Below are 25,836 nucleotides of genomic sequence, written 5' to 3'. Positions count from 1 at the left end.
AGAATGGCAAAAGTCGGTTTAAAAAACATTTATGTAGCAAAAGTTTTGTCAGATGATGAGAACGGAACAACGTATGATACTCCACGTAAATTGAAACCAGCGATGACAGTTAACGTTACCCCAAACTTTGAACAAGCTGAACTTTACGGAGACGACCAATTGCAAGAAGTAGAAGAAGCACTTTCTGGTGTTGATGTTGAATTTGGCGTAAATGAATTAGATAACGAAGATTATGCTTATATTTTCGGTAAAACATTAGATGCTAACGGTGGTATTGTTGATAAAGCTACTGATTCAGCACCATATGTAGCGTTTGGATATGAACTTCCATTTTCGGGAGGTCGCGGCAGTAAATTTGTTTGGCTATACAAGGGAAAATTTACACTGCCATCAGAAGAAAATCAAACAAAACAAGGCTCAACTAACTTCCAAACGCCAACGATTAGCGGTAAATTCATGCCACGTGCTTCTGATGGCGTATGGCGTTATTTTGTTGAATCAAAATCAACAAATAGTGAAGTAACATCCACATGGTTTGATGAAGTGAAAGAACCACCAACTACAAATTAAAGGAGCGGCGTAATGCCGTTCTTTTTCATTTTTAACTGTGGAGGGAAAATAAATGGAAAAGGTTGTTATTATTGAAGGTCGTGAAATTCGTTTAAAAGTACACGGAAATATCCCGAACATGTACCATGCGCAATTTAACGAAGATTTATTTATGCAAATTGAAAAAATGCACAAAACAAAAAACATTAATCTTACTTTATTCAATAATTTTTTATGGACATGTGCCAAAGCGGCAGACAAAGATATTCTGCCGCCAGATGAATGGTTTGCGTCCTTTGAATCCATGCCTATTTTGCACTGCTTAGAAGAAGTAAAAGAATTATTTGAAAAACTGTTCCCAAAGGGAAAGTTGACGACGAAAGTACAAAAAGCGGCAAAACGCTGACAACAGCCCGTTATTATGCAATGTGCAAAATATGCGAATTAACTAAAGAAGATTTAGAAAATATGACTGTCGATATGGTTTTCAATTACATTGATGAATATGCGGAGTATAAAAATCCAGAAGCAGCTAAACAAAATAAAGTTATTCAATATGCTGATGAAGCGCCAAGTTATGTATAGCCTTCCACAGTTGATTGTGGAGGGCTTTTATTTTGGTTAAAAGGCAGGTGAAAGTATGGTGAACGGGAAAATTAAAGGGATTACAATAGAACTTTCCGGGGACGCTGCTCCACTTGAGAAGGCACTTAAAGAAGTAGACAAAGCATCTCGGAATACCAGTAAAGAACTAAATCAAATTAATCGCGCTTTGAAGTTTGACCCGGAAAATACAACACTGCTCAAACAAAAATTTGATGTACTCCAGGATGCAATCAAGAATACAGAAACAAAATTAAATGCACTCAAACAAGCACAAGCGGAAGTAGATCGTCAGTTTCAATCCGGAGAAATCGATGCACAAACATATCGTCAATTCCAGCGCGAAATCGAAATAACGGAAGGTAAATTAAAGGCTTTTCGGCAACAAGCAGAAGATATAAAAGTCAAAATCGATTCCCAAGCTGATACAAGTGCATTAGATAAAGTTAAACAAAAACTTGATGAAGTCGCTATAAAATCAAAAGAAGTCGGCGACAAAATGTCATCGATTGGAACGGAAATGTCAACAAAAATCTCTGCTCCGTTGGCTGCAGCAGGAGCAGGGGCAGCGATGGCGGCAACTCAATTTGATAATGCTGCAGGACAAATACAAGCGGCTTTAGGATTAACGGCAGAAGAAGCTGCAAAACTCGAAGAAAAAGCTAAAAACGTGTGGAAGGCTGGATTCGGTGAATCACTCGATGAAGTTACAAATGCGCTTGTTCGAGTGAAGCAGAATATGCACAATTTGGACGATGGCGAAGTCGAAAAAGTAACACAAAATGCATTGTTATTGGCTAAAACGTTTGATTCAGACGTAAATGAAGTGACTCGCGCAGCAAACAATCTGATGGAAGGTTTCGGACTTTCTGCAGATGAAGCGTTTGACTTGATGACTGCCGGCGCACAGCGTGGATTAAACTTTTCGAACGAATTGTTTGATAACTTATCAGAATATGTTCCACTTTGGAGCCAAATGGGATTTAGCGCGGAAGAAATGTTTGGTGTTTTGGAACGTGGTGTTAAGTCCGGTGTTTATAATCTCGATTACATGAATGACGTTATGAAAGAATTCCAAATTCGAGTGAAAGACGGCTCCAAAACGACTAGCGATGCATTTGCAGAATTGAGTTCCCAAACACAAAAAGTATGGAAAGATTTTCTTGATGGAAAAGCGACAGTGGCCGATGTTGCTTATGCAGTAGTCGGAGAACTCAAAAGCATGGATGACCAAGTTTTAGCCAACCAAATAGGCGTTGGTTTGTTTGGTACAAAGTGGGAAGATCTCGAATCCAAAGCCATGTACGCCATGCTTGGTAGCAAAGAAGCAATGGAAGGCTTTGAGGGAGCAACACAAAAAGCCAGTGACGCGGTCGAACAAACATTTGGACAACGTTGGGAATCATTCACTCGAACTGCTGCTTCTTCATTAGAACCGCTCGGTAACACTTTGCTTGATTTAGCTGAACAATGGCTGCCAAAAATAGCAGGTGCGCTTGAATCAGTTTCTAATTGGTTTGCGGAATTAAGTCCATTTGTCCAACAAATGATACTTATTTTTGGCGCACTAGTTGTTGCAATAGGTCCGGCACTTGTTATTTTCGGACAAATCGTATCGGCGCTCGGAGCACTGATACAACTGTTTACAAGTGGTGGCGCCGCGGCCCCGGTATTTGGAGCAGTTATATCAGCATTGAGCGGGCCGATTGGAATTGTAGTGGCCGCCATTGCTGGACTTATTGCAATCGGCGTAGCTCTGTATCAAAATTGGGACGAAGTATCGGCGTTTTTAAAAGGTATATGGGAAGGTATTAAGGAAGCTGCCACAATCGTTTTTAGCGCTATATCAGATTACCTAATAACTAAATGGGAAGAAGTTAAAACAATAACAGAAGTTGTATGGAACGGAATCAGTACATTCTTCTCCACAGTTTGGGAAGGTATCAAAAATATTTTTAATACAGTCGTAGAAATCATTAAACAAACTATGGAAATATATTGGAATTCGATGGGTGAAGGCATCAGGCTAGTTTGGGAAGGTATTAAACAATACTTTGAAGGCGTTTGGGAATTAATTAAAAATGTGTTCTTGGGTGCTTTATTAATTATCATAGATTTATTAACTGGGAATTGGGAAGATGCTAAAAAACATACAGAACAGATCTGGGAAAACATCAAGAATGCTCTTTTAAGTATTTGGGAAGCAATTCAAAATATTTTTTCAGGAGTTTTGGAAGCTATTTCAGGATATATCACGACTACTTGGGATAATATCAAAAATACAACTTCAACAGTATTTACTACAGTAAAAAATTCGATTAGTACGATTTGGAATAACATAAAAACTTTTGTAAGAGATACTGTAGCGAATATTGTCACTACGGTTACAAATAAATTCGCTGAACTTAAAAATGCAGTAACCGAAAAGATGCAATTAGTAAAAACTACTATTGAGGATTTATGGAATGAAGCACAAAGGTTTTTTGAAAACATCGATTTATTCCAGATTGGTAAGGACATTATCCAAGGACTAATTGATGGTATTGGATCGATGGCTGAGGCGGTTTGGAGAAAAGTGAAAGAAATTGCGGAAGGCATAAAAGAAACAATTATGAAGGCATTGGATATTCACAGTCCATCTCGTGTCACAATGAGTTACGGTGTGAATATTGGTGAAGGTCTCGTTATCGGTATGGAAAAAATGATTGAAAAAGTATATTCTATGTCTGCAAAGCTTGCAGATTCAGTTATTAACGCTCAAGAAATGTTAAATTATAACGCTAATCGCTTAGCGCAAGGGAATGTATCGTATGTTAATAATTCTGTGAATAACAGTCGTACATTTGCTCCAGTTATCAACAATTATGGAGTATCGAATAATGATATTGCTATCGAAAGAACTTTAAGACGTTTAGCGCTTAAATACAACTAAGGAGGTGGCGACTTGATAACTGATAAAAACAAAGTAAAAATTACAAATGCAAACGGCGAGTTTATCGAGTTTGGTCGCTACTTTAAGCTGTTAAGTGGCATTAATTTATCTGGGTTAAAAGCAAATGTAAGTTATAGTGGCAGTAATAATGACGGTTCGACATATCAACGCACAATCTTAAATAATCGTGATGTTGATATGTCTTTTTATATAGATAAAAAAGGTCGAGATGATAATTGGACAGAACAAAAGCGAAAAGAAATTATTCGAGTACTTAATCCAAAGTATAATCCTATGAAAATGGAATTCAGTACAAAAGGCGGTTCGTCATACTACATCAATCTGAACTTAGAAGCCGTTCCTGACATGCCGGAAGGTTTCGAAAATTGTAACAAAAGTTGGCAAAAAGTTATTGCACTATTTAGTTGTAATGATCCGAACATTTATGAAGCGAATGGACAGAGTGTTGATATTGCTTTATGGATTGGTGCATTCGAATTTCCACTTGAAATTGTAGAAGGCGGTATTGAAATGGGTTATCGTTCACCTTCATTGATTGCTAATGTCTATAACAGTGGCGATAGTGACACAGGTATGATTGTTCGTTTTAAAGCGATTGCTAGTGTAAGTAAACCAAAGTTAATAAATATTAACACTTACGACGAAATGCAAATTAATTTTGAAATGCAAGGTGGAGATGTAATTGAAGTCAATACAAATCGTGGTAAAAAGTCGGTAACACTTATTCGGAACAATATACGAACAAATATTTTCAATGCGTTCGATTTATATTCCACATGGTTGCAGTTAGAGCCAGGAGATAATTTATTCCGTTATGATGCAGAGAGCGGATTGGACAACTTAGAAGTATCAATGAATTTCACTAACAAATTTGTGGGGGTATAACGTATGCAAAAGGAAATTGAATTATATGTGTACGACCTTCACTTCAATAAGCTTGGTGTTATTGATATTTATGAACAAATTCAATGCATAACTCAATACTATGACCATAGTCCACTAATCATTGATGTGGAAGGTAACGAAAAAATTGCTGGTTTATTATTAGCTGATGAAGATCGAATCATTGTAAAATCAAACGATATCCATCGTGGTTATTATGTAGAATTAGCTGAATATACAGATGAAACAAAAACATCAATTCACGTTGAAGCTCGTTCCTTATCGGTGATGACAAATTGGCGTATTGTGGACGGTCAAATGCGGTTCAAAGGAAATATTGAATATGTAATGCAGCAATTTGTTAAATATAATTGCATTACTCCTTCAAATCCAAATAGGATTATCCCAAATTTAGTGTTGGGTGTAGATACCGGCATTAACATAAATGCAGATGAAACATTTGTTAATTATCCTTTAGATCAAGCTTTATGGGAAATATGCAAAAAATATGAAGTTTCATTTGAAATACTATTAAATCATGAATTAAAGAAATATGTATTTAGCGTTTTTCAGGGTGAAGATAGAAGTGCCGAACAGACAATTCTTCCACAAGTGATTTTTGCGAAGTCATTTGACAACGTAGACAAACAGTCATATACAGATGAAAAAGCGGACTTTAAAAATACAGCAATTATCGAAGGTGCTGAAAAAACACTAACAGTAAACAATTCGAACAGCGGTTTTAATCGTCGAGAATTGTTTGTGGATGGTACAAGTTTAAGTAAGACTTATACAGATGAAAATGGAAATGAAATAACATTGACGGATGAAGAATACACTAACGTTTTGACATATACAGCTTTTACAAATTTATCTGAATATCCAAGGGTAAGAAGTTTTGAAAGTAAAATCAATGTCGACTCACAAAATGTGTACGGTGTTGATTTTTTTATTGGCGATAAAATCACGAATCGAAATGATGAGTTAGGAATTGTTACACATTCGAGAGTGGTTAAAGCAACAGAAATATGGAATAAAAGCGGCTATTCATTGGAATTAGAGTTTGGTACTGCTATTCCAAACTTTTTACAAAAAATAAAGAGAGGAGCGAAACGATGACCATAAGAAGCGGTTTTTTCAACTCGGTCAATGGAGATAGGAGACACAACGCTGCATTTTTCGCAGAATACTTTGCTAGTTTCATTGCAAACGGCGTATTTCCTAATCCAGCCACGGGATTACAAGTTATTGAAGGTATCAATATGACAACCATAGTAAAACCAGGAAAAGGCTGGATTAACGGTTACTACATTAATAATGACAGTGATTATGTGTTGCAACACGACATAGCAGATGGTGTATTAAAGCGAATTGACCGTGTGGTAATGCGATTAAACCATCAATCTCGACAAATTGAGATAGCCATAAAAAAAGGCACATTTTCAAGCAATCCGGCTCCACCAGCACTACAACGTGATGCAGATGCATACGAATTAGCATTGGCAGACGTATTCATTAATAACGGTGCCACTCAAATAACTCAAGCGAACATAACTGATTTAAGACTAAACAATGAGCTATGTGGTATCGTACACGGTACTGTTGACCAAGTAGATACGACAACATTATTTAACCAATACCAATCATGGATATCTCAACAAAAAGAACATTATGAAAATGATTTTGAAACATGGTCGGATGCCAAGCGAGCAGAATTTGACCAATGGATGAACTTAGAACAAAGTGATTTTGAAGCATGGCTCGAATCTATTAAAGATTTACTAGATACGAATATTGCGGCAAATCTACAAAATCAAATCGATAGACACACAGCTGACTATGTAGCACACCCTGGATATGCAGAAACGACTAATAACGGCAATGTATATTCAGTAACATTAAACCCTGCACCAAACGAATACAAAGAAGGTATGGGTTTAGTCGTTAAAATCAACGCAGACAGCCTACCTGAACCGACTTATATTAACGTGAATGGTTTAGGTGCTATCCCAATCAAAAAAGCTAACGGAGGAGAGGTAAAAATATTAAACGCTGGCGTTATTTATTCATTAAGGTACAGCGATGGAAATTTTATCTTACAGGGTGAGGGAGGGGGTGGAACAGCAACCGAAGCAGACTTGTTGGAAGGGAAAACAGCAGTATCAGATGCAGGGGATTTAATTGGTACCATGAAAAATAATGGTGCGGTGACGATTAATCCTGGACAATCAGATATCATAATCCCTCAAGGCTACCATAACGGGCAAGGTGTTGTGAAAAAGGTTGAGTTTGATGCTTCAAAGGTGTTATCGGGTTACTCAATAGCGGGTAAATCCGGTACAATGACAAATCAAGGAACTAAAATTATAACTCCAACAACTAGCAATCAAGCAATCCCTGCAGGTTATCACAACGGTAGCGGGTATGTAAAAGGAGATAGTAACTTAATTTCCGCTAATATCGTTAGTGGAAAATCAATTTTCGGGGTGGCAGGAGCAGCTACTCCTGAAAGTATGGGTGGAGTAAAGTATGCAACTGGTACGGTAACTTCTAGCAGTCAACAATACTATTTTAATGGGTACTACTCATCAGAGGATAACTGGTATCCTATTGTTGAAGTTAATGGATTAACTTTTGCTCCAAAAATGTTATTAATAAAATCATTGGACAGATATACACTATATTCAACTTTGCTTAATACTAACTATTGCCTTGTATTTTATTTCCCAAGCTTTAATAATAGACCTGCTCTATCATTACGAAAGAGTGGAGCTAATGGTATAGATTGTTACGTCAATTCAACTGGATTTAGATTACCAGTATTAATAACAAACTTATCTTATACTTGGGAAGCGTGGGGGTAGTTATTATATGAAAACTCTAGTTATTTACGATAGTGAAGGTTCTATTATTCAACAAATCACAGGCTCATATCGAGTTCCTGTTGGAATACCGTATTTAGAAATAGAGGTTCCGCCAGGAAAAATCGTTGTAGCTGTAAATGTAGAAACAAAAGAACCAATTTTTGAAGATATACCAAAAAGCGATATTGAAATTTTAAGAAATAAAATTGCAGAACAAGAACAAGCAATTTTAGAATTAACAACAACACTAGCAATTCTTCAAGGAGGGTATAATTAATGCTTTATAGTAAAGAATCAGCACTTGCGAGAATATGGGCTAGAAACGTAAGAGAAGGCAAATATACTCGTAATCAAGTTCCGAATTTGTTTAATTTAAGAGAAGTAGTAAATCAAATATTAGATGAAGAAAACGCACAGTAATGTGGCGTTTATTTTTATGTCAAAATTGTCTCAAAGTGTGACGTAGTGAAGAGTATAACTGAATATCATAATTTTATTCAATGCACCTTAATGGTGCATTTTTTAATCCTCCAAAAAATAACATGTATAAAAAAAGTAAGGTGATTTTTTGATTAAAAAATATCTACTGGGGACTTTTATTCCTCCAATACTAGTAATATCTATCTACTTTTTTTTAAAAGCAATTTTCAAAGTATCTTAAACAATGTATGATAGGTATTAGTATGTATTTTTGGAGGATTTTGTATATGGAAAAACTAAAACTGTTGCAATTACAATTTGCGCTATTCTTTGAAAAAGTAGAAGACAGACCTGATAGGTTAGGTCACAAATTAGAAAGTTTTCTTGGTAATATTTTTGATAAAATGCCGACGGTGCTTCCAATTCCACCGAATGCCCCTCCCGATATACCGAATGTTATAATGGAAAGTTCGAATGGGGTTTATGTTTGTAACATTTCTAAGACAAGAATAGATTTTATTGTAAATTGCCTAAGCATAAACAAAGATAGCGATGACATACTTCTTGATTTTATAATGAAAGTTCGCGAGTTTACAAAGGTAGTAACATCTAGCAATAAAGTTATACGATTTGGTTTGGTCGGAAAGTACTTTAAAAAAGAAGCTAATGCTGTAAAGATTGTTCAAAGCAATTACTTCATTAAAAATTTGGGTGATCTGGAAGAACTCAGTATACGATACAATAAGAGAACTGATTGGAAAGAAAGAACTTTAAATGACATTATTGAAATAAATGTTGGTGTTTTCGATATCAACGGCAGTCAAGAAAAAGGTATTATTTTGATGAGGGATATAAATAATGTACCGGATGGTAGTGAGTTAGATTATTTTAATGTAAATCAGTTGCTTGAATTTATAAGTCCAAGATTCAAAGAACTTGGTATTACGGAGTTGATTAAATGACTAATAATACAACTAGTAGCTCTACTACCACTACTAACAATTATAATCAGTCATCAACTAACACGCCGGAATACAATCAATTACTAAAAATGTATTTAGATACTCAAAAACCAATGACACCAACACAAATTAAAGCACACGGGGAAGTAAAAACCAGAATAGGTATACTTTGGTTTGTTGGTATTGTATGTGCTTTGTTAATAATAATTGGCGGAATATCGATATTTAAAGATCCAAATTCAGCAAAGGATGTATGGGTAATTATCGGACCTATACTAAGCAGTGCTGTCACTGGAACAGTAGCTTACTTCACGATTGATAAAGGGAAAAATAGTTAATTAATCCAGCACTCTCATTAGAGGGTGCTTTTTTATTGCATCACAATGTACCGTGCCAAGCGGTGTTATTTTTGTTTTGCGAGGTGTAGTTATGGGTGAGGAATTAGTAAGAGACGTTTATGAACGTCTTGGAAGAATAGAAGCGAAAGTCGATGATGTGAAAGGGATTCGAATGACGGCAGAAAATGCCGAGGATCTCGCAACAAAGGCTTATGAAAGTTCAAAGAGCGCTCACCATCGAATTGATAAAATAGACAAAATTATTTACTGGGCATCCACGACAATTATTGGTGCAATAATTTTAGCTTTATTAGGATTAGTGCTAAAAACGAATTAGGAGGAATGATAAAAATGTCAGCAGACAAATTAAAACAATATATAGCTTTATTCGGAGGGTTGCTATCTGCAATCCTTTTATTTTTGCAAGCATTAGGAATTGAATTGTCTTGGTTTAACGATGCTACGATTGACGCTTTTGTGAATGTGTTAATGGCAGCAGTGCCTTTTATTTTAGTACTTTATGGTGTATGGAAAAACACTTATGTAGTAACGAAAAAAGCACGAGTACAAGAAGCTGAATTAAAGAAGAAAGGGTTGAAATAAAATGATTACAATCAGTCCCGGACATTGGGCGGTTGGCACTGGTGCACGAGATTTAATCGACGAAGTTACAGAAGCTCGAAAGGTTGTAAAAAGAGTAATAGAAATATTAAGAAGCAGTGGAATCACAGTGAATCATGTTGAGGATAACACTAGCAAAAATCAACAGCAAAATCTGAATTATTTAGTGACACAGCATAATAAAACAAACCGAAAACTTGATGTATCAGTGCACTTTAACTCAGCGACCAGAACAGATAAGGGGCTTGGGGTTGAAGTGCTTTATTATGACCAAAAAGAACTTGCAGCAAAAGTGAGTAAAGCAATATCGGATGTGAGTGGTTTAATTAATCGCGGGGCGAAAGAGAGAAAAGAATTGGCTTTTCTTCGAAATACGAATAAACCGTCAATTTTAATCGAAGTCTGCTTTGTGAATAGCACTGTTGACGTAGCAATCTACAAGAGAGATTTCGAAAAAATCTGCCAAGCGATTGCTAAGTGTTTAGCAGAATATGTGGGGAAATCTTTGAATTTACATTCCAAAACTTCAACTGCGGAAGAGAAAAAGGGGGAAAAAATCGTGTTAACAGACACAGCTCGTAATGAAGCAAGGGAGCTTATCCGAAAAGCGTGCAAGCAAGGAGTATTCAACGCTCAATACCATACTGAAGAAAAAATCAAAAATTATACCGATTCCGAATTGGTGAGCTATGCGATTGTTTATTTAAATCGGACAGCAAAATGATTATAATTAACTTAGCTGAATTATTTATTGAGTATCATTAAAACCGCCTTCCGTGTGGAGGCGGTGTTTTTTATAGAGGGGACAATGCCCCCTTTTTTATTCATCATAAGGCCGATATTTTTTTCTTAATTCTTCTAGTTCCTCTTTTTTCTCCATAATTACACTTTTTAAAAACATTTTCGGCTGTTGTTTGGCTACTGGTAATTTTCCATCTTTGACTAGTTGCCCAATTCTTGCTTTGGAGATACCTAATATTTCGATAGCTTCAGCAGCTGATAATAATTCTTTATTTAAAAATGCGAGTAGTTCTTCAGTTGATTGAAAGTGATATTCTTTATTTCTTTGCATGTTCATCACGTTCCTTCGTAAGTATTTGACGTAATATAAATAATACTAGCCACAACATACATGCAATAAATGTTACCCATTCAGTAGCACGCATATTTTGGAAATCCAAATCCACTAAAAACATTGCAACAACTATAAACATTAGCCAATCTAAAGAAGAAATTCTTTTCTTTTTCATAAATTTCATGGAGGATGTTATAATTAGGGTGAAGGAGCCGAAGCCCCTTCGGTTTGTGTTAGTTCTTGTCATCGCCTTTTTTGAATCTATCGATAATATCAATCGTGCCTTTGATACTAGCGATTACACCGGCGATGATGAGAACTATATTTCTTAAATCCTCCACTTGTTCACCTCCTTTCTGATTTTATTATATCAAATCTATTCAAAAAAGTAAATAGGTTTTGAATATTTTTATAAAAAACCCCACTCTTTATACATGAGTGGGGTTACTTTTTATTAAACTTTTTTCATAACAATATTTATATAATTCAGCAGTTACATAACAATCATGTAATGCATCATGAGAAGAGAGATGATTTAATCTTAAAAAACTTTTCAAAGTTTCAAGTTTATGATTTTTTGTACAATCAATATATTTTCGTGCTAACGAAAGTGTATCTATTACTTTGTATTTTTTATATTCCACCCCATTAAGCATCATGTTTGTTAATAAGAATTTCATATCAAATGGAGCGTTGTGTGCTACAATGACATCATCTTTTAAGAAATTTATTAAATCATGAATGACAATGTCAATTGTTGGAGCTCCTTTTACCATATCATTTGTTATACCATTTATTTGAGTAATATGTTTTGGTATTTCAATTAATGGATCAACATAAGTTAAAAATTCTTCAACTTTTTCAAAATTGCGGTAGCGTACTGCTCCGATTTGAATAATTTTGCTATCATCCGGGGAAAGACCAGTGGTTTCAAAATCAAGAACAATAAAGTCAGGAGTCAATTTTCTTATTTTTGAGTAAGATAAATAGTCAATTTTTGATTGACTTTCTTTTGGAGTAGATTTACCATAATTAATTTCGATTTTTATATTTTTAAGAATTTCAGATGCTATTTTTTCTTTTTCCTCTTTGACAATTTTCTCTTTTAATTCTTCTTCTGTAATATTTGGATTAGCTATAATTTCAGCTTGAATACGCTTTTCTAAATCAGTCTGTTCTTTATTTTTTTGATTAACATTAATGAAAGTTTTAGTATTTGCAGTTGCATATTTATATTTTGATTTTTGATTTGCTTTTTTATAAGACTTATGTGCCGATATCGTTAATATTGCAATGATTAAGAGAAAAATAAAAGTGAAAGTACTAGGTACAACTAAAAAGAAGAGGATAGAAAATAAAAATAAAAAATACCAAGCAATTACAACCCATCTTCGATTTTTCCATTTCTCCATTGTCATCATCTCCTTTTTTATGATTATAATGGAAAAATGGTCGATAAACATAAAAAATACAAAAAAATAAGCCGAGTAGATTCGTTCTACTTGGCTTTTTATTTTTCTTCATTATTGTCATCTTCAAACTGGATAATCAAATTGATATCTTTTATATCCAAAGCTTCTGCAATTTTCTCTAATGCATTTTTATTAATTCGTATAGTTTTATTATTTACCAATTCACTGATTGTACGAGGATTTAGACCCGTTTCTTCCACAAGTCTTTTTTGGTCCCATCCTCTTTGTTTTAATAAATTTCCTAAATTTGAAACTAATTTAACCATACGTCACCTACTTTCTAAAAAACACTGTGGAAAAAGTAAATAATGAATAAATTTCTAATTAAATAATAATACATATTTTACTTAAAAGAAATATTTGTTGACAATTTACTTAAAAGAAATTATGATTTACTTAAAAGAAAATTTACTTAAAAGAAATTTTTTTGAAAGCTCATTTCGATTAAGTAAATCAAAAAAGGAGGAAATCATTATGAAAATGAAAGTCTGGGGAGCGGTATTGCATATTGGTGATGAATGTCTTGGTGCTTATGACAAAGTAAGAAAAGACCTTCCAACACTATTAAATGAGTTGGAGAAAGAAGGATACAAAGAAAATCGTCTTGGTTTTTACGAAAAAGTGAATGAGGAAAATGAAACAGTTATTGCTTCATTCGTTGAATTGGATTTAGAACTTTAAATTTTAAATTTTAATTTCATGTGAAAGCGAGGTGAGAACGATGGCATTTGAATATTTAAAAGAATACACAACGTTTAATTCGGTCGAAGAAATGGATCAGCACGTAGAAAAACATATCCAAGCACATTACTACAATCTAACAAAATCAGAACGTGCCATCGTTTTCAAAATCGCTGCACATGCTTTACAACATCCTGGTGCGTGCCATTTGAAAGTACAAACAATTGCAGATAGTTTGGAGATAAGCGAAAGAACAGTTTATCGTGCCATTAAGAAATTAGAAAAGCTTGGAATCATCCGAAAAGAAAATACTATTCGTTCCCAAAATGGTGGCCAAGGCGCGAATATTTATGTAATTTTACCTTTCGAATTAAATGTCAGTCCGGAAATGTCAGTCCGTGAAAATGCTGATAAAGCTAACGATGACAACGTTTCAGAGCAAAAATCCGAAAACCAACCATTAAACTCTTTTAATCTATTAAATAATTCTAAAGATACGTATGCTGCGCAGTCGTTAACTGATGTGGATAACTTGTTGACAACTAAAGAGCAAACACCATACCAAAGATTAAAGCAATTTGTAAGCTATTTTGTTAAAGACAATAAGCTAGCTTCAAAGTGCTACGGTATCTTCTTGGCTCAAACTGCTAAGCAGATTAATAAACCGTCAATTGAGATTGCAATAGAAGCATTAAAATATACGTTTAGAGCGGTTAAACGTAAAAAGGTATATTCGATTACTGGATACTTTAACAACACATTGCGTAATCTACTGGACAAATATTACGAGGATCTTGCAAGCAAGTATTTAGGTGGAGAAGTGGAGTTTGTTAACGGTAAAAATATGCGTGGTCCTGAGTGGTTGTATTGGTAAAGGAGGATAAAAGTGGAGCAATTGTCTTTTGATGAATTGTTAAAAACGGAAATGCAAGAATCAGAAAAAAATAAACCATGGTTTTTACAAATTAGTTCGGCTTCTTTGGTTAGATTTAATGGTGATAAAGCAGAAGGCGGAAGTCTATCAAAAGGTACTCTAGGTAAAGTAGTCGGTACTTTATCAGGAGAATTTGATACGGCTTTTTCATCTGGCCATGCGTCAAGAAATGTAAAATACATCGATTTAGAACCAATGAAGGTAACAGAATTTACTGATATGGAAAAACAAATGAAATGGCCAAAACTTTTTGAATATGTGCAAATTGTTTCCAATGCAACTATGCAAATTATCGATGAAGGGTATTTAATTTCACTTTATCCAGATAAGTGCTGCCTAACTGATAAATCAGATAATGGGGATTTTTCTAAAGAGAAAAGATGGCACGACCTGATTGTGCATCATTTTAAAAATTATGAACCGAAACGAATGTAAGTTTGGAAGGATGAAGTAACAGGAAAATCCGTCTGCACGGAACCAAAGACGAAATCGAAAAAGCTATAGAACGTATCGAAAAAATGTTTAATGTCGTATCAATATCTAACTTTTATGCGGATCGGGGCAAAAGTAAATTGTTCCTGGTGTATTGTGGAAGTTAGGATGTAATTTGTTGTTAATTACTTTATGTCATAATATTAAACAACAATTATCGTCAATTTTACCCCCAATTTACCCCCATGAGTTGTTTTTAGAAATAAAAAAGGTTCCCTTTAGAGGGAACCAATTGCTACAAATACCGTCATTACAGCATTTGTAGTGCAAGCCGCCTTGCCGTAATATTATAGAAAGTTTTAAAACCACGACTCCACCAAGTGGGTGTTCGCAGAAGATTTCCTGTATATCGTCATTCACCGTAGTGTGACGCTCGCCATTCCACCTTCGATCTAAAACTCCCTTTTTCAGTTCAAAGGTTAAAACTTAATATTCAACGTACAACGCAGCTTTAATGTAATAGTAATTGAATATGTAGCCTCGTGCAAGTAAGTATCTTTTAATAAAAAAGTCAAATATTTAATATAAAAAAGTAACGGATATTAGAGATAGAATTGGATACAAAATAAAAGCCTCACTATAGCAGAATCCTTACTCTTGAGGCTTTATTTTGTTCAATATTTCATTTGTTAAATCGGCGATATTAATTTGCGTATCTTCTTTCATGACATCCTTTAAAATTTCATTTCGGAAATAATTGACACTTACTTTTAAAGGCATTTGAAGAAGATTTGTTAATGCTTGTTGATACATAATAATAAATTCTTTATCCGTATTACCTCGCTTCAGTTCAGCGAATGATTCATAAAATTGATCAAGCTTATCCGCAAATTCAAGAAGTCTGCCTTCTAACGTACCATCTTTTCCCTCTTTCATTCGCTCGAAGAAAACTTCTTGAAATTCAGGTGGAATCTCTTCTTTGATGAATTTTTCCATCATTTTTTCTTCCACGTGAGCAAGCATTTGTTTTAACTCTTCGCTTGCATGTTTTACCGGTGTTTTAATGTCACCAATAAATACTTCTGCAAAGTCGTGGTTGATTGTTTTTTCGTAAAGGGATTTCCAATTGACTTTTGCCCCATTCATTTCTTCAAGCGTTCCGAAAAACAATGCGTATTGAGCTACTTTCCAAGAATGGGCAGCAACATTATGTTCTTCAAATTTAAAGCGCCCTGGAGCTCGAAAAATACGTTCTAGATCATTTAAACTAGTAAAAAATTTATGGATACCGATTGTAAACACTCCTAACAACCATGATTATGAAAATCCTGTGTGTTAATCATACATCAAAGTTTATCCAATGAGAGGCGATAATTAAACATTTAACATAAAAGTAAAATAGTTTAATAAAATGCTAAAATGATTTGTCATTGAATTTATAAATTAAGTATTTGAAATACATGTTATAGTAGAAGTAGGTATTATAGATTGGATGTGAAAGAAATGATGCATACTATTTTTTTATTCATTCATATTTTAAGTGCAGTCGTTTCAATAGGTCCGTTAGTTACATTGATTCCTTTAACAAAGAAAATGGAAGCTGCGGATGAGATAGAAATGATAGGATTTGTACAGTCTTTTCGACTAGCTATTACCGTTGTCAAGCATGCCGGTCATGTTCTTGTACTTTCTGGTGCGATCCTTATTATTGTTAGCGGATGGAAATGGACTGATTCGTGGATTGTTTTAACGGTTGCCATTATGTTAATATCCATTGTTTTCCTAGCAAGTGCTTTCAAGCCCACATTAAAAACCTTTGGGACGAGTCGTTATAAGAAAGAAGAATTTATCAAGAAATTACGAAAAGCAACATGGAAATATATCATATTATTGCTGATTATGTTGTGGTTGATGGTTGATAAACCAATGCTATGGTGAATCTTATGTTGTTAGAAAGGTTGTAATATTATTCATATGATAAATGGTTCGAAATGCTACTTTTTGTTTTTTTAAAGATTCCAAGGAGTTTGTAAATAAAATACGAAGGGCCTGACCAAAGTGCAAACTTTTTGGTCAGGCTCAAATACTTATGATAAATAATTTTATTTGCTCCTAAATAGTCACATCAAACACGCCTCTTCGCCGCAATTTATTTGAGATGAAAGTGTCATCGTTAATAGAAAATTGTCGCCTTAAATGACTTATCAGGCGCCTGCTTTTCCATTATATTGACACGTCAATAACATTTCCTTTATACGGATGGTTTATTTGATGCTGTTCTTGATTTGATTTTTCCAACATCTCAATGACACCGGATGATCCTAAATTTAAGGATTTGTCTAGAATGCTTAATTGTAGAGTATGTTGGAGTGAGGCTAGTTGACTAGATATAATTGAATTGATATCCACGGAAATCCCTCCTTTCCATTAATATCGGAAAGTTTTTCGCCATTCCCATCTTTTTTGAATATTTATCCACTCCTTTGTCGAAACTTTTTTCGAGGGAGGGATGAGCATGAAAAACATCTTATTAAACAGTTTACCACTTAGCATATTACTTTTAGGCGGTTGCAGTTTTTTTGGAGCTGCGAATGAAGAGAATAACGAAACAATCCCCACGAATGCAAGAGAAGCTTTAGCTGCAACAGCAACCATGATTGATACAGAGGGTAATGAAATGGGGGTTGTTGAATTGACCGAATCATCAGAAGGTGTGAGAATCCATGTAAAATTGGAAAATGTACCGGAAGGAGAGCATGGTTTCCACATTCATGAAGTAGGAAAGTGTGAAAAACCGACTTTTGAATCTGCAGGAGCGCATTTCAATCCTAAAGGAAAAGAACATGGTTTTGACAATCCGAAGGGCTTCCATGCAGGAGATTTACCGAACATATCACCAGATGAAAATGGCTCTGTTGATATAGAATTTATTGCAAAAAATATTACCTTAGAAAAAGGAAAGGAAAATTCCTTATTTGATGAAGACGGAAGCTCTGTTATTTTACATGAAGCTCCTGACGATTATAAAACGGATCCATCCGGAAATTCTGGTTCGCGAATTGCTTGTGGTGTAGTAGAGTCAAATTAACCAAAAAATCAGGATGTTTGCTCATTTTTAAGCGACATCCTAAATTTTTTTATTATTATATTTATTTTGTTAAATATAATAAATCAGATATTAGAAAATTTGAAAAAAGCTTTGTAATATAACACTTTTGTAATGTAAAACCCTATTTTTTGATATAAAAAATTCTATTATAATAAAATTATTATCTACTTAATGCGCTATTATTCTATAAAAATATTTGACATAAGTAATTTGCAATAGTTACAATTGTACTGTGTTAAAACACCTATTATGCACTACAAAGAGGAGGGAATTGATTTGAAAAACAAAAAGTTTCTATTTCTAACAGTAATTAGCATCATGTTACTCATGTTGCTAGCTGCATGTGGTGGCAAAGAAGACACTTCTAACACAAATGAAGGTTCATCTGAAGGGGATAACAAAGAAACAACATCTGATATTAAATTCTTAAGCATGGTAACTGGTGGTACACAAGGTACTTACTATGCTTTAGGTGGTACATTTGCTGAATTAATCTCAAATGAAACGGGTATTAAAACAACTGCTGAAGTTTCACAAGCATCTGCTGCAAACGTAAATGCTTTAAAAGCAGGCGATGCTGAAATCGCTTTCGTACAAACAGATATTGCATATTATGCTAAAAATGGTCTATTAATGTTTGAAGGCGAGCCAATGGAAGATTTAGTAGCTATCGGTGCTCTATATCCTGAAACTGTTCACCTAGTAACAACAGCGAAATCAGGTATTAAATCTTTTGAAGATTTAAAAGGTAAAAAAGTTTCTGTCGGTGCTCCAGGTTCTGGTACTTACGCAAACGCTGAACAATTATTAGAAATTCATGGTTTAACAATGAAAGACATCCAAGCGCAAAACTTAGACTTTGGTGAATCAACTGATGGTTTACAAACAGGCCAAATTGATGCAGCGTTCATTACTGCTGGATATCCAACAGCTGCTGTAGAAGCTTTAAGTGCACAAGCTGACGTAGTGGTTGTTCCAGTAGATTCTGAAAAAGCAAAAGCATTAATTGAAAAATATCCATATTACACAGAAGATGTAATCCCAGCAGGAAATTATGGTTTAGCTGAAGATGTTCCTACTGTATCTGTACTTGCAATGCTTGCTGTGAAGAAAGATTTACCAGAAAATGTAGCGTACGGAATTGCAAAAGCAATCTATGGCAATACTGATAAAATTGGACATGCTAAAGGTGCATTCATTAAGAAAGAAACTGCTCTAAATGGTATTGGAATTGAAGTGCACCCAGGTGCTCAAAAATACTTTGACGAATAATTATTGATCGTTGCAAAGTGAAGGGCTTGAAGGCTAGTGCTTCTTCAGGCCCTTTGTATATGGAGAGATAATATGAAAAAATTTGCAATTATCATAATCGTCATCATCGCAATTTTCGCAGTTCTTTTTTTCCTTCCTTTTTTTTCTGTTATTTCCTTCACGGAAACAAAAACGAATGAACCGCAAATGTATTACATAGATGTAGGTAAAGATACATTATTTCAAATTCGTTTTACCCATTCCATTCACCTTACGGATGTACTAGAAACATATGAAATAATAGACAATAAAATCAAAATGATACTGATGGAGTATGAAGATGTGGCAATTGGTATGCCAGCTTCTGCAGAAGAAGGGCAAACATTAATATATGAAGATGGGAAGTATAAACTTTATTCAAATAATTTTATAGAAAACTTTGTCCTTTATGTCGGAGATGTCAATAGGGATTTATTTTTTTATTACGAGGATAAGGAATATGATTTAAAAAAATTTCTTCAGCGGGGAAGTTCCTATATCGTTGAAGTGAAAAAAATCTCTCTTTATGACAAGATGAAAGGAGTGCGAATAGCTCATGGCTACTGATAAACAACTAGAAGTTCTAACAGAAGAACAGCAACAAGAAATTTTAGAGAAGTATGACACCGAATCTAATGTTCGACGTTTAGGTGGAGTAATGAAATGGATTGTGTTTGGTCTACTACTTGCCTTTTCATTATTCCAATTGTATACGGCTATATTTGGTCAATTTACAGCTTATATACAACGTAGCATTCACTTAGGATTCGGGTTAACAGTTATTTTTCTTTTATTCCCTGCACGAAAAAAGGCATCTAAAACGAAAATTCCATTTTACGACTATTTATTAGCGATCATTGCAGCAATTTCAGGGATGTATTGGACGCTTAACTATCAACGACTTGTAACAAGCTTAGGGAAAATCGACCAAATGGATTTTATCGTTGGTACGATAGTTATTCTATTAGTGCTAGAGGCTGCGAGAAGAGCGGTTGGTTTACCGATTACAATTATAGCGTCACTATTCTTGGTATATGCGTTCTTTGGCCCTTACATGCCAGACTTCTTGGCTCACCGTGGTCAATCGCTTGAACAAATCGTAAACTTAATGTATTTCTCAACAGACGGTATTTTAGGTACTCCTATTAGTGTATCTGCCACTTATATTTTTGCCTTTCTATTATTTGGTGCTTTTTTAGTAAAAACAGGAGTTGGATCTTACTTCAACGATTTAGCTATTACAATTGCAGGGAAATTGATTGGTGGACCTGCAAAAGTAGCTGTCTTCTCCTCTGCATTACAAGGAACAATTTCAGGAAGTTCCGTTGCCAATGTTGTAACATCAGGTTCATATACAATACCATTGATGAAAAAATTGGGATATAAAAAGGAATTTGCAGGTGCGGTAGAGGCAGCAGCCTCAACAGGTGGTCAATTAATGCCGCCGATTATGGGGGCAGCAGCATTCTTAATGGTTGAATTTATTGGACGCGGTATCACTTACTGGGAAATTGCGAAAGCGGCCATTATTCCAGCCATTTTATACTTCTCAGGAATTTGGATTATGACTCACTTTGAGGCGAAAAAAATGGGGCTTCGTGGGTTGACGGATGAAGAAATTCCTAATCGAAAAGAAATTTTCAAAAAACTATATTTATTAATTCCGATTCTATTAATTATCGTATTAATGATGACTGGAATTCCTGTAATTCATGCAGCGTTATACGGTATTCTATCTTGTATTATTATTGGGTTTATTAACAAAGAAGTTGAATTTGGTGTGAAAGATATTATTGAAGCGCTTGTTGATGGAGCTAGAACAGCATTAGCCGTAGTTGCGGCAACTGCTTGTGCGGGTATTATTGTAGGAGTCGTTGTAAAAACGGGTCTTGGTTTAAGTTTAGCAAACAGCTTAGTAAAACTAGCTGGTGGAAGCATTTTATTAACATTGTTCTTTGTTATGATTGCTTCATTAATTTTAGGTATGGGTGCCCCTACAACAGCCAACTACGTTATTACTTCAACGATTGCGGCACCAGCGATTGTAGCATTACTTGCACCAGACGTTCCACAAGCTGCAGTACCTCTTGTTGTGATGTTATCTGCACACTTCTTCGTATTCTACTTCGGTATTATTGCGGATATTACGCCTCCGGTTGCTCTAGCAGCATTTGCGGCATCGGGTATATCGGGTGGAGACCCAATTAAAACGGGTGTGAATTCGGCAAAACTAGCTATTGCAGCCTTTATTATTCCGTATATGATTGTTTTCTCTCCAGCATTATTAATGATTGATGTAACATTTTTAGAGGTTATTTGGGTTGTATTCACAGCTATGATGGGTATGATAGCAATTGGTGCAGGAGTAATTGGATATTGGTATCGTAAGATTAATTGGATAGAACGAATCATTGTGATTTTAGCGGGTCTTGCGATGATTTATCCAGAATCTATGTCAGATTTAATTGGATTAATCGTATTCGGCATCATGTTTGCGATTCAACTATTCACAAAAAATAAAGGTAATAACACTAAATTAGATGCATCGATCAACTAATGATTTTAATCCGTCTCGATAAGAGACGGATATTTTTTTGTAAAAAATCTAATCTATTAATAGAAAATGATAGATTGAACCGAATTCATGGGATACATGGAATAATTTTCGCACGAAAAACTCTAATGATTATTTTATGATGGAAGTAATTGTTTTTGTGTAGGCAAAAGCAATTAATAAATATTACTACATTATGTATAATAGAGTAAGCAATAAAATAGAGGTGCGAAAATATGGGTCAAGTGAAAACATATGAAGAAGTCGTCTTTAGTTGGTTTGAGCTTTTTCATAACTGTCCAGAAGTCAGTTGGAAAGAGTATCAAACTACTAATAAAATCGCATCAATTTTGGATGAATTAAAGGTACCATATAAACGGTTTAACGATATGACTGGACTTGTTGCTGAAATTGGTCAAGGGGATGAAGTAATCGCAGTAAGAGCTGATATTGACGCCCTTTGGCAAGAAGTAGATGGTGTCATGAAAGCCAATCATTCTTGTGGACATGATGCGAATATATCAATGGTATTAGGTGCATTGCTAAGAATTAAAGACCTTCCTTTAAAGAAGCGAGTGCGGTTTATTTTCCAACCAGCTGAAGAAGTAGGCGGTGGAGCGATTGAAATGGTGAAGAGGGGAATAATCGATGATGTATCCTATCTATTTGGTATTCATTTAAGACCTATCGATGAGTTGCCTTTTGGTAAAGTATCTCCTGCGATTCACCATGGTGCCGCACTATTTTTACAAGGTGAGATCAGAGGTGTGGATGCACACGGTGCAAGGCCATATCAAGGGAAAAATGCTATCGATATCATTGTAGCGATTCAACAAATGTTGAAAAATATTTATTTAAACCCTTTTGAAGTGCATAGTGTGAAGTTAACGAAAGTGGTGGCTGATGGTGGAAGCGTTAATATCATTCCAGGGAACGCTACCTTCTCTATCGATATTCGAGCTCAAAAAAATAGAGTGTTAGATGCATTGCAATTACATGTAGAAAACGGACTTCGAAATATTAGCAAAATGTTTGATACAGAAATTGTTTGGGATTGGTATGATAAAACGCCTGGTGCTGAAGTATCCGAAGAAGCGAAGAAAATTGCGGAAAAAGCGATTATGGATACTGTTGGAGAGGGCTTCTTAGCAGAGCCGGTGCACACGCCAGGTAGTGACGATTTTCATTTTTACACTGTGTCGAAACCGGAGTTGAAAGCGACAATGATTGGTATCGGTGCAGATTTACAGCCAGGCCTTCATCATCCGCACATGACTTTCAATAAAGATGCGTTAATTATCGGAGCAAAAGTGTTGGCTAAAACTTTGTTTAATGCAACACAATATAAATAAATGTTGTTAGAAGGAAGTTGACTTTGATGAATATTAAGAGCATAGAAATTTTTGCAGTGGAATTCCCACTGATAAAACCCTTTATTGTTAGTTACGGTACGTATCCAACGATGCCATCGATTATCGTAAAACTTACAACGGATGAGGGATTCGTTGGATGGGGAGAAAGTGTACCGGATGAACACGTAACAGGTGAGACGTTTGAATCCACGTTTCATGTGTTAAAACATTCGTTAGCACCTGCGATGATTAATGAAACGCCTTTTCATTTTGAAAAAATTCATGACAAAATGAATCGCATATTAAAAGGCGCACCGAGTGCAAAGGCGGCAATCGATATTGCATGTTTTGACGTTGTGGGAAGAAAACTTGGAGTACCTATCTATCAACTCATTGGAGGAAGATTTCATAAAAAATTTCCAATTACTCACGTATTAAGCATTGATGAGCCTGATAAAATGGCAGATGAGGCAGAAGAGAAAGTAAAAGAAGGCTATCGATCTTTTAAGATGAAAGTTGGCAGAGATGTAGAAAGTGATGTAGAAAGAATTAAAGCTGTAAGACAACGGGTTGGAGAACAAATTGCCATTCGCATTGATGTAAACCAAGGATGGGTGAATAGCGCAAATACTTTAAAAGCATTGCGATATTTGGAATCCATGGGCATCGATTGGATTGAACAGCCAGTGGTTGCAGATGATATTGAGGCAATGGTTGAAATTAAATCAAAATCCAACATACCTCTTATGATTGATGAAGGCCTTTGCAATGTTCGTGATATGAGGGAAATTATTGCAAAAAAAGCTGCAGATAAAGTGAACATTAAGCTAATGAAATGCGGAGGAATTTATCCTGCGGTGAAACTAGCGACAATGGCGGAAATGGCCGGAATTGAATGTCAAATTGGTTCGATGGTGGAGTCATCCATTGGATCGGCTGCTGGTTTTCATGTAGCCTTTTCGAAAAAAATTATTACGAGTGTGGAATTAACGGGGCCACTTAAATTTAAAACGGATATTGGGGATTTAAAGGAAAGTTATAAAATTCCATTTATTGAGTTGAATGAAAAAGCAGGTTTAGGTGTAAAAATTGATGAAGAGGTTTTATCTCAATTAACAACAGATTCTTGCATTATTGAATAAAGGTGGAAGACATGTCTGAAGTGTTAGAACAAGGTGTTTTAGGGGATATTCCCTATTATGTCAGAAGATTAACGGTAGAGGATTTACAACGGATTTTAGATCTCCAACAAGAAGTTGTTAAAGCACTGCCAAATCAAGAAACGTTAGAGCCTCTTTCTGCGGAGGAATTTTTATTTATTCTAAAGGGCAATGGATTGATGATTGGAATTTTTAATCATGATCGTCTCATTGCTTTTCGTGCGCTCTTAATCCCAATTGTAGATGATCAGAGTCTGGGAAGAGATATTGGATTGACGGATGAAGCAGATTTGAAAAGAATATTATATCAAGAAATTTCAAATGTGCATCCTGATTTCCGTGGATATGGATTACAAAAAAAGATGGCAACGATTATCATGAACCAAATTGATACATCGAAATTCGATTATGTGCTAGCGACAGTCATGCCTTATAATATCCCAAGCATAAAAGATAAATTTCATCAAGGAATGCATATTGCTGCATTGAAGGAAAAGTACGGCCGGAAATTGCGATACATTTTCGTGAAATATTTGCACAAACACTTGCAATTGAGAGATGAATCGGTGTTTATTTCAATGGGAGATATTGAAGGTCAACAGAACCTATTACATAATGGATATGTTGGAGTTGCATACAAAAAACAAGACGATGATTGGTTTATTGAATATAAGAAAGTTTCAAACGAGGGCTTGGAATAGACCAAGCCTTTTTAATTTTCATCATTTCTAGTATAAGGGTGAAAAGGATATCCAAACTAAGTGAAAAAAGGAAGATGGATATGGAATTTCACGAGTTTGGGAATCTCCGAAACCCGAAGTTACTATTAATCCACGGAATGGCCGTTACTTGGGAAAGTTTTCATCCACTCATTGATGAATTATCAAAGCATTATTATTTAATTATTCCTTCTCTGGATGGACATAATGGAGATTCGTCATCTCATTTTGAATGTATTGATCAAGAAACAGAACAAATTGAAAATTATATATTAAGTCGATATACGGATTATGTACATGGGGCATACGGTTTTTCGATGGGTGGAACCATTTTATTAAAGTTGTTAGCGAATCAAAAAATACAAATATCAAAAGTAATTTTAGATGCAGCCTACTATCTTCCTTTAGGGATTTATTCGAAAACGGCAGCGATGATTTTATCAAAAATCCTTTTAGACTTACGAAATAATCAATTACATCCTAAAATGCGCTCGTTATTAAGTTATTACGATGTGGATGTTGAAAGCTTAAAGAAGGCTTTATATCCTCAAATTTCTCTCAAAAGTATTGAAAATTGCTTTCTAGAGTTATTCAAATTTTCATTACAACAATCCCTTCGGAACTCAACAGAAATGTATTATTGGTACGGCAGTAATGAAATCATCCCTGCAAAATCCATTAAATACTTAAAACAAGTTATACCTAACATAAAAGAAAAGGTTTTGAAGGATTTAGGGCATGGGGAATTTATTACAAAGTATTCAACTGAAGCGGTGAAAGAGATGAGAACAATATATGGGTGAGTATTTATAAAAAGGAAAAAACAACAAAGTGTTGAAACTTGTTGTTTTTTCTTTGGAATCTAT

At 34.9% G+C, this 25,836-nt stretch carries 32 protein-coding genes and 1 other RNA gene; 26 read left to right on the top strand and 7 right to left on the bottom strand.

Annotation, left to right across the window (positions count from 1 at the left end):
* The first annotated feature begins 3 nt into the window (after window positions 1-3).
* From NST00_RS01880 to NST00_RS01820, 13 genes are all read left to right on the top strand, one after another.
* Window positions 4-570 (top strand): major tail protein, encoded by a 567-nt coding sequence (locus tag NST00_RS01880; RefSeq protein WP_340709567.1) that lies wholly within the window; start codon window positions 4-6, stop codon window positions 568-570.
* 52 nt (window positions 571-622) lie between these two features.
* Window positions 623-955, top strand: a complete 333-nt coding sequence (locus NST00_RS01875; RefSeq protein ID WP_340709566.1) for a hypothetical protein — start codon at window positions 623-625, stop codon at window positions 953-955.
* Between the two features lie 234 nt (window positions 956-1,189).
* The gene (locus NST00_RS01870; protein ID WP_340709565.1) at window positions 1,190-4,084 is read left to right on the top strand and encodes a phage tail tape measure protein; all 2,895 of its coding nucleotides are present in this window, start codon (window positions 1,190-1,192) and stop codon (window positions 4,082-4,084) included.
* A gap of 12 nt (window positions 4,085-4,096) precedes the next feature.
* Window positions 4,097-4,990, top strand: coding sequence for a phage distal tail protein (locus tag NST00_RS01865; RefSeq protein ID WP_340709564.1), 894 nt, complete (start codon window positions 4,097-4,099; stop codon window positions 4,988-4,990).
* A gap of 3 nt (window positions 4,991-4,993) precedes the next feature.
* Complete coding sequence (locus NST00_RS01860) at window positions 4,994-6,106, top strand: siphovirus ReqiPepy6 Gp37-like family protein (RefSeq protein ID WP_340709563.1); 1,113 nt, start codon at window positions 4,994-4,996, stop codon at window positions 6,104-6,106.
* Complete coding sequence (locus tag NST00_RS01855) at window positions 6,103-7,851, top strand: hypothetical protein (RefSeq protein WP_340709562.1); 1,749 nt, start codon at window positions 6,103-6,105, stop codon at window positions 7,849-7,851. The genes NST00_RS01860 and NST00_RS01855 overlap by 4 nt, the downstream gene beginning before the upstream one ends.
* Before the next feature lie 7 nt (window positions 7,852-7,858).
* A complete protein-coding gene (locus tag NST00_RS01850) occupies window positions 7,859-8,128 on the top strand; it encodes a hypothetical protein (protein ID WP_340709561.1) in 270 nt (89 codons plus the stop codon).
* Window positions 8,128-8,271, top strand: a complete 144-nt coding sequence (locus NST00_RS01845) for a hypothetical protein (protein WP_340709560.1) — start codon at window positions 8,128-8,130, stop codon at window positions 8,269-8,271. The genes NST00_RS01850 and NST00_RS01845 overlap by 1 nt, the downstream gene beginning before the upstream one ends.
* Before the next feature lie 287 nt (window positions 8,272-8,558).
* Complete coding sequence (locus NST00_RS01840) at window positions 8,559-9,233, top strand: hypothetical protein (RefSeq protein ID WP_340709559.1); 675 nt, start codon at window positions 8,559-8,561, stop codon at window positions 9,231-9,233.
* On the top strand, window positions 9,230-9,571 hold the full coding sequence (locus NST00_RS01835; RefSeq protein WP_340709558.1) for a hypothetical protein: 342 nt from the start codon (window positions 9,230-9,232) through the stop codon (window positions 9,569-9,571). The genes NST00_RS01840 and NST00_RS01835 overlap by 4 nt, the downstream gene beginning before the upstream one ends.
* 91 nt (window positions 9,572-9,662) lie before the next feature.
* Window positions 9,663-9,908, top strand: a complete 246-nt coding sequence (locus NST00_RS01830) for a hemolysin XhlA family protein (protein WP_168412178.1) — start codon at window positions 9,663-9,665, stop codon at window positions 9,906-9,908.
* A gap of 14 nt (window positions 9,909-9,922) precedes the next feature.
* Window positions 9,923-10,174, top strand: coding sequence for a phage holin (locus NST00_RS01825; protein WP_168412179.1), 252 nt, complete (start codon window positions 9,923-9,925; stop codon window positions 10,172-10,174).
* A 1-nt stretch (window position 10,175) separates the two neighbouring features.
* Entirely contained in the window at window positions 10,176-10,916 is a 741-nt protein-coding gene (locus tag NST00_RS01820) for an N-acetylmuramoyl-L-alanine amidase (protein WP_340709557.1), read from the top strand.
* Between the two features lie 96 nt (window positions 10,917-11,012).
* Here NST00_RS01820 and NST00_RS01815 read toward each other — a convergent pair whose 3' ends face one another.
* The 4 genes from NST00_RS01815 to NST00_RS01800 form a co-directional block, all read right to left on the bottom strand.
* Entirely contained in the window at window positions 11,013-11,270 is a 258-nt protein-coding gene (locus NST00_RS01815) for a helix-turn-helix domain-containing protein (RefSeq protein WP_340709556.1), read from the bottom strand.
* Window positions 11,251-11,442 carry a hypothetical protein gene (locus NST00_RS01810; protein WP_340709555.1) on the bottom strand — a complete coding sequence of 64 codons (192 nt, stop codon included), beginning with the start codon at window positions 11,440-11,442 and terminating at the stop codon, window positions 11,251-11,253. Before NST00_RS01810 ends, NST00_RS01815 begins: the two co-directional genes overlap by 20 nt.
* A gap of 253 nt (window positions 11,443-11,695) precedes the next feature.
* Entirely contained in the window at window positions 11,696-12,679 is a 984-nt protein-coding gene (locus NST00_RS01805) for a 3'-5' exonuclease (RefSeq protein WP_340709554.1), read from the bottom strand.
* Between the two features lie 98 nt (window positions 12,680-12,777).
* On the bottom strand, window positions 12,778-13,005 hold the full coding sequence (locus NST00_RS01800; RefSeq protein WP_340709553.1) for a helix-turn-helix domain-containing protein: 228 nt from the start codon (window positions 13,003-13,005) through the stop codon (window positions 12,778-12,780).
* 208 nt (window positions 13,006-13,213) lie between these two features.
* On the opposite strand from NST00_RS01800, the gene NST00_RS01795 reads away from it, so the two are divergent.
* From NST00_RS01795 to NST00_RS14935, 4 genes are read left to right on the top strand one after another with little or no spacing between them, the layout of a single operon-like run.
* Window positions 13,214-13,420: a hypothetical protein gene (locus NST00_RS01795; protein ID WP_340709552.1), complete on the top strand. Its 207-nt coding sequence runs from the start codon at window positions 13,214-13,216 to the stop codon at window positions 13,418-13,420.
* Window positions 13,421-13,460: 40 nt separating this feature from the next.
* Complete coding sequence (locus NST00_RS01790) at window positions 13,461-14,294, top strand: helix-turn-helix domain-containing protein (protein WP_340709551.1); 834 nt, start codon at window positions 13,461-13,463, stop codon at window positions 14,292-14,294.
* Window positions 14,295-14,306: 12 nt separating this feature from the next.
* Window positions 14,307-14,789, top strand: a complete 483-nt coding sequence (locus tag NST00_RS01785; RefSeq protein ID WP_340709550.1) for a hypothetical protein — start codon at window positions 14,307-14,309, stop codon at window positions 14,787-14,789.
* 26 nt (window positions 14,790-14,815) lie between these two features.
* Window positions 14,816-14,953, top strand: a complete 138-nt coding sequence (locus tag NST00_RS14935) for a hypothetical protein (protein WP_445329566.1) — start codon at window positions 14,816-14,818, stop codon at window positions 14,951-14,953.
* A gap of 157 nt (window positions 14,954-15,110) precedes the next feature.
* On the opposite strand, the gene ssrS is transcribed toward NST00_RS14935, so the two are convergent.
* Window positions 15,111-15,301, bottom strand: a non-coding RNA gene (gene ssrS / locus NST00_RS01780) — 6S RNA.
* A 136-nt stretch (window positions 15,302-15,437) separates the two neighbouring features.
* Window positions 15,438-16,079: a YfbR-like 5'-deoxynucleotidase gene (locus tag NST00_RS01775; protein WP_096552362.1), complete on the bottom strand. Its 642-nt coding sequence runs from the start codon at window positions 16,077-16,079 to the stop codon at window positions 15,438-15,440.
* Between the two features lie 210 nt (window positions 16,080-16,289).
* Here NST00_RS01775 and NST00_RS01770 point away from each other — a divergent pair, with 210 nt between their 5' ends.
* Window positions 16,290-16,724, top strand: a complete 435-nt coding sequence (locus NST00_RS01770; RefSeq protein ID WP_339289434.1) for a hypothetical protein — start codon at window positions 16,290-16,292, stop codon at window positions 16,722-16,724.
* A gap of 285 nt (window positions 16,725-17,009) precedes the next feature.
* On the opposite strand, the gene NST00_RS01765 is transcribed toward NST00_RS01770, so the two are convergent.
* On the bottom strand, window positions 17,010-17,195 hold the full coding sequence (locus tag NST00_RS01765; RefSeq protein ID WP_340709549.1) for a polyribonucleotide nucleotidyltransferase: 186 nt from the start codon (window positions 17,193-17,195) through the stop codon (window positions 17,010-17,012).
* A 106-nt stretch (window positions 17,196-17,301) separates the two neighbouring features.
* Between NST00_RS01765 and NST00_RS01760 the strand changes: the two genes are divergently transcribed.
* From NST00_RS01760 to NST00_RS01725, 8 genes are all read left to right on the top strand, one after another.
* Window positions 17,302-17,874 (top strand): superoxide dismutase family protein, encoded by a 573-nt coding sequence (locus tag NST00_RS01760; RefSeq protein WP_016837642.1) that lies wholly within the window; start codon window positions 17,302-17,304, stop codon window positions 17,872-17,874.
* 297 nt (window positions 17,875-18,171) lie between these two features.
* A complete protein-coding gene (locus NST00_RS01755) occupies window positions 18,172-19,167 on the top strand; it encodes a TAXI family TRAP transporter solute-binding subunit (RefSeq protein ID WP_340709548.1) in 996 nt (331 codons plus the stop codon).
* Window positions 19,168-19,239: 72 nt separating this feature from the next.
* Complete coding sequence (locus NST00_RS01750) at window positions 19,240-19,752, top strand: DUF1850 domain-containing protein (RefSeq protein ID WP_096549864.1); 513 nt, start codon at window positions 19,240-19,242, stop codon at window positions 19,750-19,752.
* Complete coding sequence (locus tag NST00_RS01745; RefSeq protein ID WP_168412691.1) at window positions 19,742-21,742, top strand: TRAP transporter permease; 2,001 nt, start codon at window positions 19,742-19,744, stop codon at window positions 21,740-21,742. Before NST00_RS01750 ends, NST00_RS01745 begins: the two co-directional genes overlap by 11 nt.
* A gap of 233 nt (window positions 21,743-21,975) precedes the next feature.
* Window positions 21,976-23,091, top strand: coding sequence for an amidohydrolase (locus tag NST00_RS01740; protein ID WP_096549862.1), 1,116 nt, complete (start codon window positions 21,976-21,978; stop codon window positions 23,089-23,091).
* Between the two features lie 26 nt (window positions 23,092-23,117).
* Window positions 23,118-24,233 (top strand): mandelate racemase/muconate lactonizing enzyme family protein, encoded by a 1,116-nt coding sequence (locus tag NST00_RS01735; RefSeq protein ID WP_096549861.1) that lies wholly within the window; start codon window positions 23,118-23,120, stop codon window positions 24,231-24,233.
* A gap of 11 nt (window positions 24,234-24,244) precedes the next feature.
* On the top strand, window positions 24,245-24,952 hold the full coding sequence (locus NST00_RS01730; protein WP_184656249.1) for a GNAT family N-acetyltransferase: 708 nt from the start codon (window positions 24,245-24,247) through the stop codon (window positions 24,950-24,952).
* An 80-nt stretch (window positions 24,953-25,032) separates the two neighbouring features.
* The gene (locus NST00_RS01725; RefSeq protein WP_168412690.1) at window positions 25,033-25,773 is read left to right on the top strand and encodes an alpha/beta fold hydrolase; all 741 of its coding nucleotides are present in this window, start codon (window positions 25,033-25,035) and stop codon (window positions 25,771-25,773) included.
* Window positions 25,774-25,836 lie beyond the last annotated feature (63 nt).

The sequence above is a fragment of the Ureibacillus sp. FSL K6-0165 genome, assembly GCF_038004285.1.
GTDB classification, from domain to species: domain Bacteria; phylum Bacillota; class Bacilli; order Bacillales_A; family Planococcaceae; genus Ureibacillus; species Ureibacillus thermosphaericus.
Note: the sequence above shows the minus strand (reverse complement) of the source record. Positions and strands in the feature narration are given on the sequence as shown.